The organism is Acrocarpospora corrugata (assembly GCF_009687845.1).
Taxonomy (GTDB): domain Bacteria; phylum Actinomycetota; class Actinomycetes; order Streptosporangiales; family Streptosporangiaceae; genus Acrocarpospora; species Acrocarpospora corrugata.
The window spans coordinates 21092-38660 of sequence record NZ_BLAD01000090.1; the positions used below are offsets into that span (position 1 = coordinate 21092).

At 70.3% G+C, this 17569-nt stretch carries 15 protein-coding genes; 8 read left to right on the forward strand and 7 right to left on the reverse strand.

The genetic code is table 11. From position 1 onward, the window contains the following. Positions 1-321: 321 nt before the first annotated feature. On the forward strand, positions 322-1491 hold the full coding sequence (locus Acor_RS34645; protein WP_155340997.1) for a lytic polysaccharide monooxygenase: 1170 nt from the start codon (positions 322-324) through the stop codon (positions 1489-1491). 79 nt (positions 1492-1570) lie between these two features. Further along, positions 1571-2251 (forward strand): hypothetical protein, encoded by a 681-nt coding sequence (locus tag Acor_RS34650; protein ID WP_155340998.1) that lies wholly within the window; start codon positions 1571-1573, stop codon positions 2249-2251. Here the strand turns inward: Acor_RS34650 and ispG are convergent. Together ispG and dxr are read right to left on the reverse strand one after the other, a co-directional pair. After that, the gene (gene ispG / locus Acor_RS34655; protein WP_155340999.1) at positions 2248-3414 is read right to left on the reverse strand and encodes a flavodoxin-dependent (E)-4-hydroxy-3-methylbut-2-enyl-diphosphate synthase; all 1167 of its coding nucleotides are present in this window, start codon (positions 3412-3414) and stop codon (positions 2248-2250) included. The genes Acor_RS34650 and ispG overlap by 4 nt on opposite strands. 146 nt (positions 3415-3560) lie before the next feature. Further along, on the reverse strand, positions 3561-4706 hold the full coding sequence (dxr, locus tag Acor_RS34660) for a 1-deoxy-D-xylulose-5-phosphate reductoisomerase (RefSeq protein ID WP_422664854.1): 1146 nt from the start codon (positions 4704-4706) through the stop codon (positions 3561-3563). A gap of 192 nt (positions 4707-4898) precedes the next feature. Between dxr and Acor_RS34665 the strand changes: the two genes are divergently transcribed. Next, positions 4899-5933 carry a trypsin-like serine peptidase gene (locus tag Acor_RS34665; RefSeq protein WP_155341001.1) on the forward strand — a complete coding sequence of 345 codons (1035 nt, stop codon included), beginning with the start codon at positions 4899-4901 and terminating at the stop codon, positions 5931-5933. Between the two features lie 51 nt (positions 5934-5984). Continuing rightward, complete coding sequence (locus tag Acor_RS34670; protein WP_246239530.1) at positions 5985-6887, forward strand: trypsin-like serine peptidase; 903 nt, start codon at positions 5985-5987, stop codon at positions 6885-6887. A gap of 1 nt (position 6888) precedes the next feature. Here Acor_RS34670 and ppk2 read toward each other — a convergent pair whose 3' ends face one another. Then, the gene (gene ppk2, locus Acor_RS34675) at positions 6889-7809 is read right to left on the reverse strand and encodes a polyphosphate kinase 2 (RefSeq protein WP_155341002.1); all 921 of its coding nucleotides are present in this window, start codon (positions 7807-7809) and stop codon (positions 6889-6891) included. Between the two features lie 36 nt (positions 7810-7845). Then, on the reverse strand, positions 7846-9291 hold the full coding sequence (locus Acor_RS34680; protein WP_155341003.1) for an aldehyde dehydrogenase family protein: 1446 nt from the start codon (positions 9289-9291) through the stop codon (positions 7846-7848). A gap of 228 nt (positions 9292-9519) precedes the next feature. On the opposite strand from Acor_RS34680, the gene Acor_RS34685 reads away from it, so the two are divergent. Further along, positions 9520-10146 (forward strand): TetR/AcrR family transcriptional regulator, encoded by a 627-nt coding sequence (locus Acor_RS34685; protein WP_155341004.1) that lies wholly within the window; start codon positions 9520-9522, stop codon positions 10144-10146. Here the strand turns inward: Acor_RS34685 and Acor_RS34690 are convergent. Beyond that, entirely contained in the window at positions 10133-11575 is a 1443-nt protein-coding gene (locus Acor_RS34690) for a PucR family transcriptional regulator (RefSeq protein WP_155341005.1), read from the reverse strand. The two genes, Acor_RS34685 and Acor_RS34690, sit on opposite strands and share 14 nt — an antisense overlap. Positions 11576-11675: 100 nt before the next feature. Here Acor_RS34690 and gabT point away from each other — a divergent pair, with 100 nt between their 5' ends. Then, positions 11676-13031: a 4-aminobutyrate--2-oxoglutarate transaminase gene (gene gabT, locus Acor_RS34695; protein ID WP_155341006.1), complete on the forward strand. Its 1356-nt coding sequence runs from the start codon at positions 11676-11678 to the stop codon at positions 13029-13031. Positions 13032-13206: 175 nt separating this feature from the next. Beyond that, positions 13207-13419: a hypothetical protein gene (locus Acor_RS34700; RefSeq protein ID WP_155341007.1), complete on the forward strand. Its 213-nt coding sequence runs from the start codon at positions 13207-13209 to the stop codon at positions 13417-13419. A gap of 4 nt (positions 13420-13423) precedes the next feature. Here the strand turns inward: Acor_RS34700 and Acor_RS34705 are convergent, their stop codons facing one another. Together Acor_RS34705 and Acor_RS34710 are read right to left on the reverse strand one after the other, a co-directional pair. Beyond that, positions 13424-14626, reverse strand: coding sequence for a saccharopine dehydrogenase family protein (locus Acor_RS34705; RefSeq protein ID WP_155341008.1), 1203 nt, complete (start codon positions 14624-14626; stop codon positions 13424-13426). 246 nt (positions 14627-14872) lie between these two features. Next, positions 14873-16051 carry an extracellular solute-binding protein gene (locus Acor_RS34710; protein WP_155341009.1) on the reverse strand — a complete coding sequence of 393 codons (1179 nt, stop codon included), beginning with the start codon at positions 16049-16051 and terminating at the stop codon, positions 14873-14875. Between the two features lie 98 nt (positions 16052-16149). Between Acor_RS34710 and Acor_RS34715 the strand changes: the two genes are divergently transcribed. Then, a complete protein-coding gene (locus tag Acor_RS34715) occupies positions 16150-17565 on the forward strand; it encodes an MFS transporter (protein WP_155341010.1) in 1416 nt (471 codons plus the stop codon). The last annotated feature ends 4 nt before the right edge of the window (positions 17566-17569 follow it).

Below are 17569 nucleotides of genomic sequence, written 5' to 3' on the forward strand. Positions count from 1 at the left end.
CAGATTCACCGTGTCCGCGCCGGTGAAAGTGATGAATGTTTCAACGGGTTCACCAGCCAATATTCCCCCGGGGCGCGATCTTCGCCGGGGTGTCTGCGCACGTTGTCCCGGGCTCACGCCCCCTGCGCGCCACGCCCGACCTGTCCGATTTGGGCGGCCCGCAGGGGCCTGTCCTGTACGCCCCCGAAAATCACCCGCACCATCAAGGCACTGCAGGGGAGTCGGCGTCGCGGCCGGGGCCCGCAGCGAATCCAGACGCCCGCTTCTCAGGCTGGACTACGACCAACCCCCGCTACACCCGGGCTGGCCGGAAGGGAATTCATGGTGAACTCGACAGGCAACGTGGCTCTGCGAGCCCCGCTGGAACAAGGAAAGAGAATCAGGAGACGTCTGACCGTCTGGGCCGCCGCGCTGCTCCTGGCGCTCGGTACTGGCCTCGTGGTCACCCCCACCCAGGCGACGGCACACGGCGTCAACATGTTCCCCGGCGCTCGGACGTTCCTGTGCTGGCAGGACGGACTCCGTGACAACGGGCAGATCCAGGCGTACAACCCGGCATGTGGCCAGGCCATCGCCGCCAACGGCACCACCCCGCTGTACAACTGGTTCGCCGTGCTCCGCTCGGACGCCGGCGGCCGGACCACCGGTTTCATCCCCGACGGTCAGATCTGCAGCGGCGGCAGCGGCGGCCCCTACAACTTCTCGGGCTACAACGCGGCCCGCACCGACTGGCCCACCACGCACCTGACCTCGGGCGCCAGCTACCAGTTCCGGTACAGCAACTGGGCGGCCCACCCGGGCACCTTCCAGCTGTACATCACCAGGAACGGCTGGAACCCGAGCGCGCCGCTGGCCTGGAGCGACCTCCAGTCCTTCGGCAGCGTCACCAACCCGCCGATGAACGGCGGCCCCGGCGCGCTGAACTACTACTTCTGGAACCAGCAGCTGCCCACCGGCAAGACCGGCCGGCACATCATCTACATCCAGTGGGTGCGCTCGGACAGCCAGGAGAACTTCTTCAGCTGCTCGGACGTCGTCTTCGACGGCGGCACCGGCCAGGTCACCGGCGTCGGCCCGAACCAGAGCTCGCCGTCCAACCCCGGCAGCCCGTCGCCGAACAGCCCGAGCCCCAACAGCCCGAGCCCGAACAGCCCGTCGCCGAACAGCCCGTCGCCGGGCAACGGCGCGTGCACCGCGACGTACGCCAACAACCCGATCAACTGGCCGGGACACTTCCAGGGCACGGTGACCGTGCGCAACAACAGCGGCAGCACGCTGAACGGCTGGACGGTGCGCTGGAACTTCAGCGGCGGCCAGACGTTCGAAGGCCAGCCATGGAATGCGACGGTGACCACCGGGCCACCCAATGTGGTGGTGCGTAACGCGCCCTACAACGGCAATGTGGCAGCCAACGGGACAACCTCGTTCGGCTTCAACGGCGCCGGTAACACGCCCAGCCCGATTCCGACGCTGACCTGCACCAGCCCGTAACCGGATAAATCCCTGGGGCCCGGCGCGACGCGCCGGGCCCCTTCCGGCTGACATCCGCCGTCTCGGTCAGGAGGACCCGATGCTCGAAACCCCGGCATCCGAGCAGCTCAGCGAGGACCGCCCAGCGGAGACCGGCGTGCGTGACGTCGCCCGCGAGCGCCTGCTCTGGACGATCGGCGCGACGACCCTGGTCGTGGTGATGGTCTTCCTGTTCCTGCGCGGCGTGAACTCCTCGACCGGCCCGGGGAACGGGTCGGCCTACGGGCTGCCCCAGACCCGGCCGTCCCCCGTCTACGACCTCTCCGAGGAGCTGCGCGCCCGGCTCTCGATCGAGGTGACCGCCATCCTGGAGAAGTCCTCCCCCGCCCAGCACCACGCCCACGGCCACGACTTCGGCGACGAGTACGAGAAGCAGGAACTCCGGGTCGTCTGCGCCGTCGACCCGTTCGGCGTCGAACCGGTCACCGCCACCACCCTGGCCGAGGTGAAGACCGTCTACGCCCAGCACATGTGCGCCGTCGACGAACTGGGCGACCCCTGGGCCAAGTCGATCCGGGTGGCAGGCCCGCTCGCCGTCACCCTCACCGGCAAGGAGCCCAAGGTCGAGGTCCCGCTGTCCGGCGAGGGCTACCCGGAACACGTCCGCGAACTGATCCCGCCCTACTTCCTGGAATCCGCCTTCAGCAACTACTTCGACCCGGACACCCTGGAGAAGGCCCGCCAACGCTTCGAGGACGGCCAGCAGCCGGTGCAGGGCTAGCCGACGACCACCTGGGGGCCGGGCGCGTCGTCGTCGTCGAGGTCCACGTCGAAGCCCATCTCCTCGGCGAGGCGCAGGGCCTCCTCGATCAGGGTCTCGACGATCTGGGATTCCGGCACGGTCTTGATGACCTGGCCCTTCACGAAGATCTGGCCCTTGCCGTTGCCGGAGGCGACGCCCAGGTCGGCCTCGCGGGCCTCGCCGGGGCCGTTGACGACGCAGCCCATGACCGCGACCCGGAGCGGGACCTTCAGGCCGTCGAGCCCGGCGTGCACCTGCTCGGCCAGCGTGTAGACGTCCACCTGGGCGCGCCCGCAGGACGGGCAGGAGACGATCTCCAGGCCGCGCTTGCGCAGGTTGAGCGACTCCAGGATCTGGATGCCGACCTTGATCTCCTCGACGGGGGGCGCGGACAGCGAGACCCGGATGGTGTCCCCGATGCCGTCGGCGAGCAGCGACCCGAAGGCCACCGCCGACTTGATCGTGCCCTGGAAGGCGGGGCCGGCCTCGGTCACGCCCAGGTGCAGCGGGTAGTCGCACTGCTGGGCCAGCAGCCGGTACGCCTTGATCATGACGACCGGGTCGTTGTGCTTGACCGAGATCTTGATGTCCCTGAAGTCGTGCTCCTCGAACAGCGAGCACTCCCACAGGGCCGACTCGACCAGCGCCTCCGGGGTGGCCTTGCCGTATTTCTGGAGCAGCCGGGGGTCGAGCGAGCCCGCGTTGACGCCGATCCTGATCGGGACGCCGTGGTCCTTGGCCGCCCGCGCGATCTCGCCCACCTTGTCATCGAATTTCTTGATGTTTCCGGGGTTCACGCGGACGGCCGCGCACCCGGCCTCAATGGCGGCGAACACGTATTTGGGCTGGAAGTGAATGTCGGCGATCACCGGGATCTGCGACTTCCTGGCGATGATCGGCAACGCGTCGGCGTCGTCCTGGGACGGCACCGCCACCCGCACGATCTGGCAGCCGGAGGCCGTCAGCTCGGCGATCTGCTGCAAGGTCGCGTTCACGTCTGAGGTCACCGTGGTGGTCATGGACTGGACCGAGACGGGGGCGTCGCCGCCCACCGGCACCGAGCCGACCTGGATCCGCCGCGACACCCGCCGCGTGGCGATCGGCTTCATCGGAATGGACGGAATACCAAGATCAACAGACATTTCAGCACCTTGCGCTCATGGCATGTTCCCGACAGGGCCAAGTCTAGGCAGTGCCATGAACACGCCAACCCGAGCGCCCACCAGTCACTCCAGCTTCATCACCGAGCGTACGCGACCGGTGCGCGGCGATGTCGTCGATAGGCCGGCTAACGGGTGAGTTCGCGGGCCCGTGCCCTGGCCCACTCGTCGGCGCCGAGCACCTCGGCCACCGATTCGGCCTGGCCGGGGATGTGCTCGCTGACCACCCTGGCCACCGTGTCGACGATGCCGAGAAACGGCAGGAAGCCCTTCATGAAGGCGTCCACGCAGACCTCGTTGGCGGCGTTGTAGACGGCGGGCGCCGTGCCGCCCTGCTCGCCGACCTGGCGGGCCAGCGCGACCGAGGGGAAGGCCTGGTCGTCGAGGGGCTCGAAGGTCCAGGTGTGGGCCCGGGTCCAGTCCACGGCCGGGGAGACCTCCGGCAGCCGGGACGGATGGCCCAGAGCGAGGGCGATGGGCAGCCGCATGTCGGGCGGGCTGGCCTGGGCGACGGTCGAGCCGTCCACGAACTCGACCATGGAGTGGATGATCGACTGCGGGTGCACGACCACCTCGATGCGGTCGAACGGGATGTCGAACAGCAGGTGCGCCTCGATCACCTCCAGGCCCTTGTTGACCAGGGTGGCCGAGTTGATGGTGATCACCGGGCCCATCGACCAGGTGGGGTGGTTGAGCGCCATCTCCGGCGTGACGTCGACCAGATCCGCCCGGTCGCGCCCGCGGAACGGCCCGCCGCTGGCGGTCACCACCAGCCGCCGGACCACCCGCAGGTCGGCCCCGGACGGCCCGGACGCCCACAGGCACTGGGCCAGCGCGGAGTGCTCGGAGTCCACCGGCAGCAGCTGACCCGGCTTGGCCAGGCGTTTGACCAGCGGGCCACCGATGATCAGCGACTCCTTGTTGGCCAGCGCGAGCACCCGCCCGGCCTCCAGCGCGGCCAGCGTGGAGGTGAGCCCGAGCGCGCCGGTGATCCCGTTGAGCACGATGTCGCAGGGCCAGACGGCCACTTCGGCGACGCCTTCCGGCCCGGCCAGCACGACCGGGTCGGCCCCGTGCGCCGCCAGCGCCTCCTTCAGGGCCGGTACGGCCAGCGGATCGGCCACCGCCACCGCGGCCACCTCGAACTGCGCGGCCTGCCGCGCCAGCAGGTCGACCCGCCCCCCTCCGGCGGCCAGCGCGGCCACCCGGAACCGGTTACGGGCGATGACATCGAGCGCCTGAGTGCCGATCGATCCGGTCGAGCCGAGCAGCACGACCGATCGCGGGGTTTCGGAATCCACCCGCCCATTGTCATGCACCAACCCGGAACCCCCACCACTGGGACCCACGAGAAAACAGAACATCTGTGTCCGAGTCCCGCCATATCCGTATCTGCATGTGAAGAGAAATAGCGGACCAGTGCTCGCTAATTTCGCACGTCAGGACATCCGACTCGGAGGTACGCAATGCACCGCTCGGCGCGTCGCCACTTCGCCCGCCTGGCTCCTCTTCTCGCCTTACCCGCCCTCGCCGTCGCACTGCTGCCCGCCTCCCCCGCGCACAGCGCGACAGCCGCCGCGCCCAAGCCGATCACCTACGGCGCGGCCGACACCAAGACCGAGCAGCGCTCGGTCGCCACCTACTGGACCGCGGCCAGGATGGCGGCGGCCAAGCCGCTGGACGCCCCCGCCGCGACCACGCACCGGTTCGTCAGCTCCACCCTGCTGGACCTGCCCGACGGCGCCCCCACCACCGTCAAGCCCACCCAGACCCTCACCGCGGCGGCGGCCGTCTCGCCGCGCAGCACCGGCGAGGCGTGGGACTCCGACGGCGCGGTGGTCAAAACCGTCGGCCGGGTCTTCTTCACCCTCACCGGCGGTTCCAGCGCCGGCCGGAACGCCTCCTGCTCCGGCAGCGCCGTGACCAGCTCCAACCGGAGCGTGGTGATGACCGCGGGGCACTGCGTGAAGAACGGCGGCTCCTTCCACAGCAACTGGGTCTTCGTGCCCGGCTACGACCAGGGCAACCGGCCGAACGGCACCTGGGTGGCCACCAGCCTGCTCACCACGCCGCAGTGGAACGCCCGCGAGGACATGAACTTCGACCTGGGCGCCGCCGTGGTCGCGCCGCTGGACGGGCGGCTGCTCACCGAGGCGGTCGGCGGGCAGGGCATCGCGTTCAACCAGAGCCGGGGCCGGCAGATGTACTCGTTCGGGTATCCGGCGGCTTCGCCGTACAACGGATCGAGGCTGATCTACTGCAGCGGGCGGGCCTTCGACGACTTCCTGATGTCGGAAGATGTCGGGCTCAACTGCGACATGACCGGTGGGTCCAGCGGCGGGCCGTGGTTCATCAACTTCAACGAGAACAGCGGGCTCGGGCTGCTGAACTCGGTGAACAGCTTCAAGTACAACTTCGCGAACTACTGGATGTTCGGGCCCTACTTCGGTTCCGAGGCGCAGGCGCTCTACAACGCGGCGCAGCGCACCTCGCTCACATGATTTACCCAAAGTAGCCACTGGAACACGTTTAGTGGTCCAGACTCGGATGTCATGACCCCGAGCATCCCCCTGCTTGCCGTTTCGCTCGCACTCCTCGGGCCGTCCGGCCCGGCCAAACTGCCTGACGTGATCGAGCACACGGCGGCCGTGGCCCCCGTCCGCTACTGGACGGCGGAGCGCATGGCCGCCGCGCTGCCGATCGACCCGCGGCCGGTGCTCTCCCTGGCGAGCGGCCCGGCCCGGCCGACGGCGGCGCACCAGCGGAAGGCGAGCACCAGCGGGGCGCGGTGGAGTTCGGGGGGCGTGGTGGCCAGGACCACCGGGCGGGTGTTCCTGACCATGGACGGCGTCGACTTCGTCTGCTCGGCCGGGTCGGTGCAGGCGGCGAACAAGGATCTGGTGGTCACCGCCGGTCACTGCGTCAAGGACGGCACCGGGTCATGGGCCGAGAACTGGACGTTCGTCCCGGGATACGACACGGGCCGGGAGCCGTTCGGGACCTACCCGGCGCGGCGGATGTTCGTGGCCGGGCCCTGGTCGCGGAGTTCGGACGACAGCTACGACGTCGGCATGGTGGCGGTGGCCAAGCAGGGCGGCAAACACCTGGCCGAGGTGGTCGGCGCCCAGGAGATCGGCTTCAACGCGCCGCGCGGCAAGGCCGCCCACGGTTTCGGGTTCCCGGCGGATCCGCCGTACGACGGGGAGAAGCTCATGTACTGCGCGGGCGGCACGAAACCCGACCCGAACGAGCTGACCTACGACCAGGGCCTGCGCTGCGACCTGACGGCGGGGGCCAGCGGCGGCCCGTGGCTGTCGGGATTCGACCAGGCGACCGGCAGGGGCACGGTGACCTCGGTGAGCAGCTTCAAGTACAGCAACGACCACAACACCATGTACGGCCCGTATTTCGGCAGCGCCACCAAGACGCTGTACCAGACCGCGGAGCGCGCCTGACCTACAGCTCGTAGGCGTGGCCGCTGTGGTCCTCTTCCATGCTCTCCGCGGCCGACAGCACGATCTGCGGGTCGGGCGTGCCGACGACCTGATTGTCCTTGTTCTCGTAGTCGAACAGGGACAGCACGTGGCGCATCGCCTCGACCCTGGCGCGCTTCTTGTCGTTGCTCTTGATCACTGTCCAGGGCGCTATGTCGGTGCTGGTGTTGAGGAACACGTCCTCCTTGGCCGCGGTGTAGTCGTCCCAGCGGTCCAGCGAGGCGATGTCCATCGGCGACAGCTTCCAGCGCCGGACCGGATCGACCTGGCGGATGATGAACCGGGTGCGCTGCTCCGAGCGCGACACCGAGAACCAGAACTTGATCAGCGTGATGCCGTCCCGGACCAGCATGCGCTCGAACAGCGGCGCCTGGAACATGAACTCCTCGTACTCGGCCTGGGTGCAGAAGCCCATCACCCGCTCGACACCGGCCCGGTTGTACCAGGACCGGTCGAACATCACGATCTCCCCGGCGGCCGGCAGGTGTGCGGTGTAGCGCTGGAAGTACCACTGGGTGCTCTCGCGCTCACTGGGCTTCTCCAGCGCGACCACGGTGGCGCCGCGCGGGTTGAGGTGCTCCATGAACCGTTTGATGGTGCCGCCTTTACCGGCCGCGTCCCGCCCTTCGAACAGGATCACGACGCGGGCGCGCGAACGCTTGACCCAGTACTGAAGCTTCAGCAACTCGATCTGGAGCAGCCGTTTATCCCGGTCATACCGGGGACGGTCCATCCGGTCGTGGTACGGGTAGTGCTCGCGCCAGGTGTCGACCGGCCGGCCGTCGGCCCGGACCAGGACGGGGTCGTCGTCATCGTCATCGTCGACCCAGAGTCCAGGAGTATGGCCCAGAAGGTCCACCACATCATCCGGTTTCGGGATCATTAGTCCAGGATTGCACACCTAAATGAACGGGCCAGATCAGAGGGATAGTCCTGTGATGACCATGACCTTTTCATAGGTCAAATCAGCCATCGCGGAGCGCAGACCCTCCCGTCCGACGCCGGATTCCTTCACCCCGCCGTACGGCATCTGGTCGGCCCGGTAGGACGGCACGTCGCCGATGATCACGCCGCCGACCTCCAGTTCGCGGTTGGCCCGGAAGGCGGTGTCGAGGCTGCGGGTGAACACCCCGGCCTGCAGGCCGTAGCGGGAGTCGTTGACGGCGGCGAACGCCTCGTCCACGCCGGAGACCCGCTGGATCACCAGCACCGGCCCGAAAACCTCCTCGCAGACGACCTTGGCGCCAGCCGGCACGTCGGCCAGGACGGTGGGGGCGACGGTCGCGCCGTCCCTGGTCCCACCGGCCAGCACCCGGGCCCCCGCGTCCACGGCCTCGGCCACCCAGGCTTCCACCCGCTCGGCGGCCTGCACCGAGACCAGCGGCCCGACCTGCGTCTTCTCGTCGCCGGGGTCGCCGGTGACCAGGCCGCCGACGGCGGCGACCAGCTTGCCGGTGAAGGCGTCGGCGATCGTGTCCTCGACGATCACCCGCTGCACGGCGATGCAGCTCTGCCCGGCCTGGTAGTTGGAGAACAGCGCGATCCGCCCGGCCGCCCAGTCCAGGTCGGCGTCGGCCAGCACGACCGCGGCCGCGTTGCCGCCGAGTTCCAGCGTGACGTGCTTGCGCGGCACCCGGTCGATGATCGCGTACCCGACCGGCCCAGAGCCGGTGAACGAGACGACGGGCAGGCGCGGGTCCTCCACCAGCGACCCGGCGCGGTCGTTGGGCACCGGCAGGATCGAGAACATGCCCTCGGGCAGGTCGGTCTCGGCCAGGATCTCGCCCAGCAGCAGCGCCGACAGCGGGGTCGCGGGGGCGGGCTTCACGATGATCGGCGCGCCGACCGCGATGGCGGGGGCGACCTTGTGCGCGACCAGGTTGAGCGGGAAGTTGAACGGCGTGATCGCCAGCACCGGCCCGTACGGCACCCGGGTGACATAGGCCAGCCGCCCCTGCGCGGCCGGTTCGGTGTCCAGCCGCTGCACGTCGCCGCTGAACCGGCGGGTCTCCTCGGCCGCGAACCGGAAGGTGGCCACCGCCCGGCTCACCTCGCCACGGGCCCAGAAGATCGGCTTCCCGTTCTCACCGCTGATCACCCGGGCGATCTCGTCGGACCGCTCGGCGAGCCGGCGCGACACGTGCGCGAGCGCCTCGGCCCGCACGTGGATCGGCAGCGCCGCCGCCTGCTTACGCACCGCGTGGGCCGCGTCGAGCGCCTCCTCCACCTGCTCCTCGGTGGGTACGGCGTGCACCCCGACGACCCGCCCGTCATGCGAGTTGGTGACGGTCAGCTCGGTCTCACCGGTCGCCGGACGGCCGGCCAGCCAGAAGGGGCGAATGGGGTTATCCGGCGAAATAGTCATACTTTCAAGCTATGCCAACCCACCCGGACGCCTCTTACTCCGGGCCGCACAATCTCCTGTCCCAGACCTGCCACGCTGGACAACTTCCGATGTGTCAGATTGATGTCACGGATGCGCAGCAATTTCAGGATGTTTTCCGTTGCGAGACAGTTTGAAGCGTTCGTGGCGTGGTTAAGTCAAGACGCGGGTCCATGCCAGGGCCCACTCGACCAGAAGGGCTAGTGGCTCATGGGGACCCCGGCGCCGCTCGGACTTCAAGGTGCCTACGCCCTCGGCCAGCGGAGCGGATACGACGAGCTCCGCACCCGGCTTCTCGACGTGGCCAGTGAGCTGCTGATGGCCTCAGGACCGGAGAGCCTCACCGTCCGGCGGATCGCCGCGGAGGCGGGCTGCGCCACCACCGTCATCTACACGATGTTCGGCAGCAAAGAAGGCCTCGCCGAAGCGCTCTACCTGGAGGGTTTCGAGCGGTTCCGGCGGCGGCTGGCCTCGGTCACACCCCGGCCCGATCCGTACGAGTACCTGGTCGCGCTCCAGCCGATCTACCGCGAGGCGGCACTGGCCGAGCCCGGCTACTACAGCCTGATGTTCGAGCGCGCCATCCCCGGCTTCGTGCCGAGCGAACGGGCCAGAACCCTGGCCAGGGCGGCGCTGAACATCATCGACCGGGTGATCGCGGACTGCATCTCGGCCGGCTACCTGACGCCGACGCAGCCCCGGAAAGTGGCGGACGCGCTGTGGGCGGCGGCCCAGGGCGCCATCAGTCTGGAACGTGCCGGGCACCTGTCCGACAGCAGCACCTACGACGCCGTCACGCTCGCGACGATCAGCCATTACCGCCTCAAGCGGGATTGAACATCAGCGCGATCCACAGTTCGGCCCGTACGGCCGGATCGTCCAGGTCCCGGCCAAGGAGCTCACTGACCCGCCGCATCCGGTAACGCAGCGTGTGCCGATGCACGCCCAGGCGCTGCGCGGCCGCGTCCCAGTGGCCGTTGCAGGCCAGGTAGGCGTGGAGCGAGGTGACCAGGTCGGCGCGGGAGCCGTACGCGTGCAGCGGGGCGAGCAGGGCGGCGGCGAAGGCGCGGGCGGCCTCGGGGTCCACCAGGGAGAGCAGGCCCTGCCCGGCCAGGTCGGCGAACCTGGCCACCGGAGCGGCCGTGACCAGCGCCTGACCGGCCTGGTCGAGGGCGGCGCGCAGGTCGTCGGCGGCGGTGCTCGCGGGGTTGCTCAGCCCGACCCGGCCGTGCGCGGCGGCCAGCGCGGCCAGCTCCTCGGCTTCTGCGGCCGGTGCGAGGGCGACCGTCAGCTCCTCGTGCGGCGCGGTGAAACAGGGCAGCCGGGCGACCAGCGCGTCGGGGTCGGCGGTGTCGCAGGCGAGGACGACCAGCGGTCCTTCGGGGAGTTGCGCGCCGAGTTCGGCCACTGTCTCATTCGCACCACGGAGTTCGCCGGCCAGCAGCAGGCGCAGCACGGCGGCGCGGACGCGACGGCCGCCCGCCTTTGGAGCGCTCCCCTGCTCCAGGCCGAGCGTCAGCAGCGAGGTGGCGGCGTTGATGATGGTGTGCCCGATGGCGGTGAACGGCCGGGCCGAGCCGACCGCGACGAAGCCGCGCCGCCCGAGCGGCTGCACGACCACGTGCTCGTCGGGGGCGGCGAGGGACAGACTCGCGGGCGCGCCGGCCGCGCGCAGCCGGGCGACCTCGGGGGCCAGCGTGGCGGCGCGTTCCGCGGCGCCATTCCCCCCAGCCGCATGCCGGATATTTCCGGCTTCGTCGAGGAGTAACACCCAGCCGCCCAGTTCGCGGGCCAGCCGGTCCACGACCGCGTCCATGCCCTCCGGCTGGAGCGCCGCCCGGGTCAACCGGCCCTGCGCGGCGAAAGCACCCCTGATCTGCTCGTACCGCTCCGCCGCCAGCAGGTCGCTGACCGCTTTGCCGATCGCGATGAACGGCGTGTCGCGCGGCACCTCCACCAGCGGCAGCCCGGCCTCCTCGGCCGCCTGCACGAACCCGGCCGGGATCTGCGCGTGCGTCAGCCCGACCCCGAACCCGAGCCCCGCCACCCCCCGGGTGACCAGCCGCGACACATACGCCTTCGCGTCGTCGGAGCCCAGCCGCATGCCCGTGGTCAGCACCAGCTCGTCGCCTTCGAGGAACGGCGTCGGATCCTCCAGCTCGCTGACCGCGACCCAGCGCACCGGGCGTTCCAGCGCGCCCGCGCCGGCCAGCAGCCGCAGGCGCAGCGCGTCCAGCCCCGCCACCCTGCGCAGACTCGGCGCCACCCGCCACCTCCGGTGTTGTGCATTCCGGCCAAGCCGGGAGCCCCAATTGTTCCATGGCGGAGCATCGGCAGTCGGGAGCGGGAGCCGTACGGTCGAAAGTATGACCACCACCACAGCTGAGGGCGGCCCCGGGCTTCCGCAGGAGCGCCGCCTCGTCACCCAGATCCCCGGGCCGCGCTCGCGCGAGCTGTTCGCGCGCAAGCAGGCCGCCGTGCCACCGGGCATCGGCACCACCCTGCCGGTCTTCGTGACCCACGCGGGCGGCGGGGTCGTGGTGGACGCGGACGGCAACTCGCTGATCGACTTCGGCTCCGGCATCGCGGTGACCAGCGTCGGCAACGCCGCGCCGCGGGTGGTCGAGCGGGTGCGGCGGCAGGCGGGCGAGTTCACCCACACCTGCTTCATGGTCACGCCGTACGAGTCGTATGTGACGGTCTGCGAGAAGCTCAACGCGCTCACCCCCGGCGACCACGAGAAGCGCACGTTCCTGGTGAACAGCGGCGCGGAGGCCGTGGAGAACGCGGTCAAGGTGGCCAGGAGCGCCACCGGGCGGCAGGCCGTGGTGGTGTTCGACCACGGCTACCACGGGCGCACGCTGCTGACGATGACGCTGACCGCCAAGAACATGCCCTACAAGCAGGGGTTCGGGCCGTTCGCGCCGGAGGTGTACCGGGTGCCGCTGGCCTACCCGTACCGCTGGCCGACCGGGCCGGAGCACTGCGCGGAGGAGGCCGCCGAACAGGCCATCGACATGATCAGCAAGCAGGTGGGGGCGGCGAACGTGGCCGCCGTGGTGATCGAGCCGATCGCGGGCGAGGGTGGGTTCATCGTGCCGGCCCGCGGGTTCCTGCCCAGGATCCTGGAGTTCTGCAAGGCCAACGGGATCGTGTTCATCGCCGACGAGGTGCAGACGGGCTTCGCCCGTACCGGGTCGTTGTTCGCGTGTGAGGACGAGGGGCTGGTGCCCGACATCATCACCACGGCCAAGGGCATCGCGGGCGGGCTGCCGCTCGCGGCCGTGACCGGGCGCGCCGACCTGCTGGACGCGGTGCACGTGGGCGGGCTCGGCGGCACCTACGGCGGCAACCCGCTGGCCTGCGAGGCGGCGCTGGGCGTGCTGGAGACGATCGAGGCCGAGGACCTGGTCGGCAAGGCCGCCAGGATCGGCGAGATCATGCTGCCCCGGCTGCGGTCGCTCCAGGAGCGTTTCGAGATCATCGGCGATGTCCGCGGGCGCGGCGCGATGACCGCGATCGAGCTGGTGACGCCCGGGACCAAGGACCCGCACCCGACCGCCGCCGCTGAGATCGCCAAGCGCTGCCACGCGGAGGGCCTGGTCGTGCTGACCGCGGGGACCTACGGCAACGTGCTGCGGTTCCTGCCGCCGCTGGTGATGCCCGAGCACCTGCTCGAGGAGGGTCTCGGCATCCTCGAAAAGGCGGTCTCCGAGCTCTGAGAAGCACGAAGGGGCACCCGGCTTGCGGTCGGGTGCCCCTTTTGTTGTTGCGCGTTCCCGTCATTTAACCGCCCCTTGACACCTCGCTAGTCGATCACGCGAGGTAACCGCGTTATAACGGTTCCGGTATACGACCGAAGGGGTGGCCACGGATGGACCGGGAAGCGGGCGGATCATGTTGACATTCGATCCCGTCGGCCTCACTCCGATTCAGCGTGACGGCGACGCCTGCGTGGTCTGCCACAAGAAGTGGCCCCGGCCGCGCGTGCTGGTCGGGCGGCTGCCCAACTCGGCCCCCGTGCACGCCTGCGACGAGTGCGCCGAGGCGCTGCTGCCGCCGCAGGACGGGCCGGTCCCGGTGCCCCGGCACTTCCGCGCGTTCTCGTGACCGGCTACTGGTCCCGCATGCTCCACGGCGAGCCGTACGCGGTGAGCAGTTCCAAAAACGGCACCGAGTCGAACGCCTCCGGGCCGAGCACCCCGGTGCCGCGCCAGACCCCGGTCGCGACCAGTTCCAGCGCCACCACCGGGTGCACGGCGGTCTGCCAGACGACGGCCTGGCAGCCGTACTCGCGCATCGACCACTCGTTGTCGACCACGTGGTACAGGTACACCTCGCGGGGCGCGCCGTCCTTGCCGACGCCCTTGACCCAGGTGCCGGCGCAGGTCTTGCCGGTCATCCGGGAGCCGAGCGTGGACGGGTCGGGCAGGCTGGCCGCCACCACGTCGCGCGGCGAGACCTGGACGCCCTTCACGGTGAGCGTCTCCGCCGAGTCCAGGCCGAGCTTGTGCAGCGTCTTGAGCACCTCGATGAACTCGTTGCCGAGGCCGTACTTGAAGGTGACCCGCCGGGCGTCCACCCAGCGCGGCACCAGCAGCACCTCCTCGTGCTCCACGTTCACGCACTCCACCGGGCCGATGCCGGCCGGGAAGTCGAACACCTCAGGCTCGCTGAACGGCTCGGTGGTGTGCCAGTCGCCGTCCTCCCAGACGATGGGCGGGTTGAGGCACTCCTCGATGGTGGTCCAGATGGAGAACGTGGGCGCGAAGGCGTAGCCGTCGACGGTGAGGTTGCCGCCGTCCCTGATGCCGATCTCGTCGATGCTCTGGAACAGGTGGTCGGCCGCGTACCGGGCGAACACGTCGGCCAGGCCGGGCTCCACGCCCATCCCGACCAGCGCCAGCCGGTCCTTGGCCCGCCACTGCTCGGCCAGCGCGAACTGCTCGTCGCCGAGCTTCACCCCCGGCAGCTCGTACGGCCTGGCCGGATGTTTCACCGACAGCGACATGGCCATGTCCAGGTAGTGCGCCCCCGCGTTCAGGGCGGCCCGGAACAGCGGCATGTCGAAGCGCGGATCGACGGCGTTGAAGAGCACGTCGCACCGGTGGTCGCGGAGCGCGGCGGCCACGGCGTCGGCGTCCGAGGCGTCAAGCGCGATCGCGCTGAACCTCGGGTCTGCCACCTTCTCGACCACGGCGGCCGCCCGGTCCTTGTCGTAATCGGCGACGACGATGTGCTCGAAGAAGTCACGACGAGCGGCGATGGGGACCACGGCGGAGCCCACGCCACCTGCGCCGACCAGCAGGATTCGCATGCGTGTGACGGTATCAGTTGACTGACTGACCATTCAATAAAGGAACCAGTCTCGACTGGTCGTTCAATCAACGAAATCCGTCGTGCGGGTGGGGTCCCGACATGCGGCGGGGCGTTCCGAGGTCGGGGGGAGCACTCGAAACGCCCCTGTTGGCAAGCGCCTCCCCGCGGGGGACGGGCGCGCTCGCAGCCCAGAGAGGGCCCGTCGCGGGGGCCCTTCGGACAGCCGTATTAAGGGTTCGCGCGGTCAGTTCACCAGCTGTGTCCAGCGTTCGACCCACTGCGCGTAGTCAGTGCATTCCCCGTCCCGGCCCGGGCAATCCTTTGCCGGGTAATCAGCAAAGGAAAGCCCCTTGAAGGCGCGGGAGGTGCCGACGCCGTACAGGCCGCAAATCCGGTCGGCCCGGTCCGCCACCGCCGGCTCCACGTCCTCCGGCGCGCCCTCGCACACATCCGGGTTGGCCGGGGCCAGGCCGGTCCAGGCGACCACCTTGCGCTGCGTCTCCGCCGAGGTCATCCAGTTCAGCCACTGGTAGGCGCACTCCGGATGGGCGGCCTCCGCCGACACCTGCCAGACGTCCACCCACCCGGTGACCCGCGACTCGGCGACCGCCCTGACCGGCTTGCCCGCCCGGTCGAGCACGTCCAGCAGATACGGCGAGCCCTGCCCGAACCGCGCCGACCCGGCCGCGAGCCCGGTCACCACCCGCAGCGGATCCCGCCAGTACACCCGCTCAGACTCCGCCGCCAGCAGCTTCACCGCGTCGTCGAGCTGCGCCGGCGTCAACTGGAACGGCTCCTCGACCCCCTGCCGGAGCGCCGCGTCCGCGATGCTCAACGGCGTGTCCCGCAGGAACACCGGACCCTCGTCCGCGTACATCGCCGCCGCGTCCTTCGGCTTCGGCAGCCCGCTGTCGTAGAGCAGCACGTTCCGCTCCCACAGGAACGGCACGCCGTGCGTGCCCGCCGCGTCGCGGAGCCGCTTCGGAATGTCGTGATAGAGCGCCACCCGGTCGGTGTCGACGGGCGCCACCCGCTTCTCGGCGCGCAGCCGCCCGGCCAGGTCCGGCGGGGCCGCGATCACGTCGAACGCCTCCGGGTCCAGGTCCTCGCTCTGGTCGGCGGCGGGGCTGTAGCTGAACGGCCGGTAGTTGACCTTGCAGCCGCTCGCCGACTCGAACGCGGCCACCCAGTTGACCTGCGGATCGGTGCCGCCCCACTCCACCTGGCCGACGGGCGCCCGCACGACGAGCGCGCCTTCGCCGGCGCCGGTGGGAGTGGGAGTGGGACTGGGACTGGGGCTCGGGGACGGGGATGGGCTCGGCGTTTTACTCGCCGAAGCCGAAGGTGACGCGCTTCCGGCCGCCTGGCCGCAGCCGGTGGCGAGCACCACCGAGACGACGGCCACCAGGCGCGCGATCCGCACGGCACCCTCCCTGAGCTAGACGCTCAGAGCCTACTGGTGGCGGCCGGGGCCCAAAACCCGGCGGCGGATTGTCGCCGGGCCTGCGTACAGTCGTGGCCATGACCGCCCAGCTCCCCCGGCCTTCGCTTGCCCCCACTCCCCCGCCACCCCTCAGCCGTAAAGCGACCGCCGTCCTCGTGCTCGCCTGTTTAGGCCAGTTCGTGGGGGTTCTGGACGCGTCGATCGTGAACCTGGCGCTGCCGTCCATGGGCGCGGAACTGGGCCTGTCCAGCACCGGCCTGCAGTGGGTCGTCAACGCCTACGTGCTGGCCTTCGGCGGTCTGCTGCTGCTCGGCGGCCGGGCCTCCGACCTCTACGGCGAGCGGCGGGTCTTCGTCGTCGGCGCCTCGCTGTTCACGGTGGCCAGCCTGCTGGGCGGGATCGCCACCACCCCCACCGCGCTGATCATCGCGCGGGCGGTGCAGGGCATGGGCGTGGCCGTGCTGGCCCCGACCACGCTGACCATCCTCACCACCACCTTCCCGAAGGGCCGCCGACGGACGAAGGCGATCGCCAGCTGGACGGCCGTCGGCGCCGCGGGCGGCGCGGTCGGGGCCGCGCTGGGCGGGCTGATCACCCAGTACCTGTCCTGGCGCTGGACCCTGCTGGTCAACGTGCCGATCGGCGTCGCGCTGGTGATCACCGCGCTGGTGGTGATCGGCCGCAGGCTGCCCGGCGAGACCCGGCGGCTCGACGTGCTCGGCACCATCCTGGTCACCACCGGGCTCACCGCGCTGGCATACGGGACCGTGCAGACCCACGAGCACGGCTGGGTGTCGGTCCCTGCGCTGCTGCCGCTGGGGTCGGGCGCGCTGGCGCTGGCCGCGTTCCTGCTGGTGCAGTCCCGCACCGCGCAGCCGCTGGTGCCGCTCGGGCTGCTCCGCAACCGGCTGGTGGCCGGGAGCAGCATCGCGACCTTCCTGATGGGCGCGATCTTCATGTCGATGTGGTACTTCCTCACCCTGCACATGCAGGACGACCTGGGCTACAGCCCGGTGCAGGCCGGGTTCGCCTTCGTGCCGCACGCGCTGATGCTGGTCGCCGCGTCCAGGGCCGCGCCGTGGCTGCTGCACCGGATGGGGAACCGGACCCTGATCGTGGCCGGGGCGGTGCTCGGCCTGGCCGGCCTGCTCTGGCAGGCCAGGATGACCGAGGACTACGTCGGCGGCATCCTCATCCCCGGCCTGCTGATGTGCGCGGGCGCGGCCGTCTCCCAGCCGCCGATCGCCATCGTCGGCACGGCCGGCATCGACCGCGCCGACTCCGGCCTCGTGTCCGGCCTGCTCACCGCCTCGCGCACGGTCGGCGGCTCGCTCGGCCTGGCGGCCCTGGTCACCTTGGCGGCCACCCAGGCGAACCCCGTCCAGGGGGCCAGCGCCGCCTTCCTGGTGGGCGCCGGCCTGATGGTCGTCACGATCGCCGTGGTGCTCCTGGTGCTGCCCCGAGGAGCGGGCGGCACCCCCGCCACCGCCTAGGGAC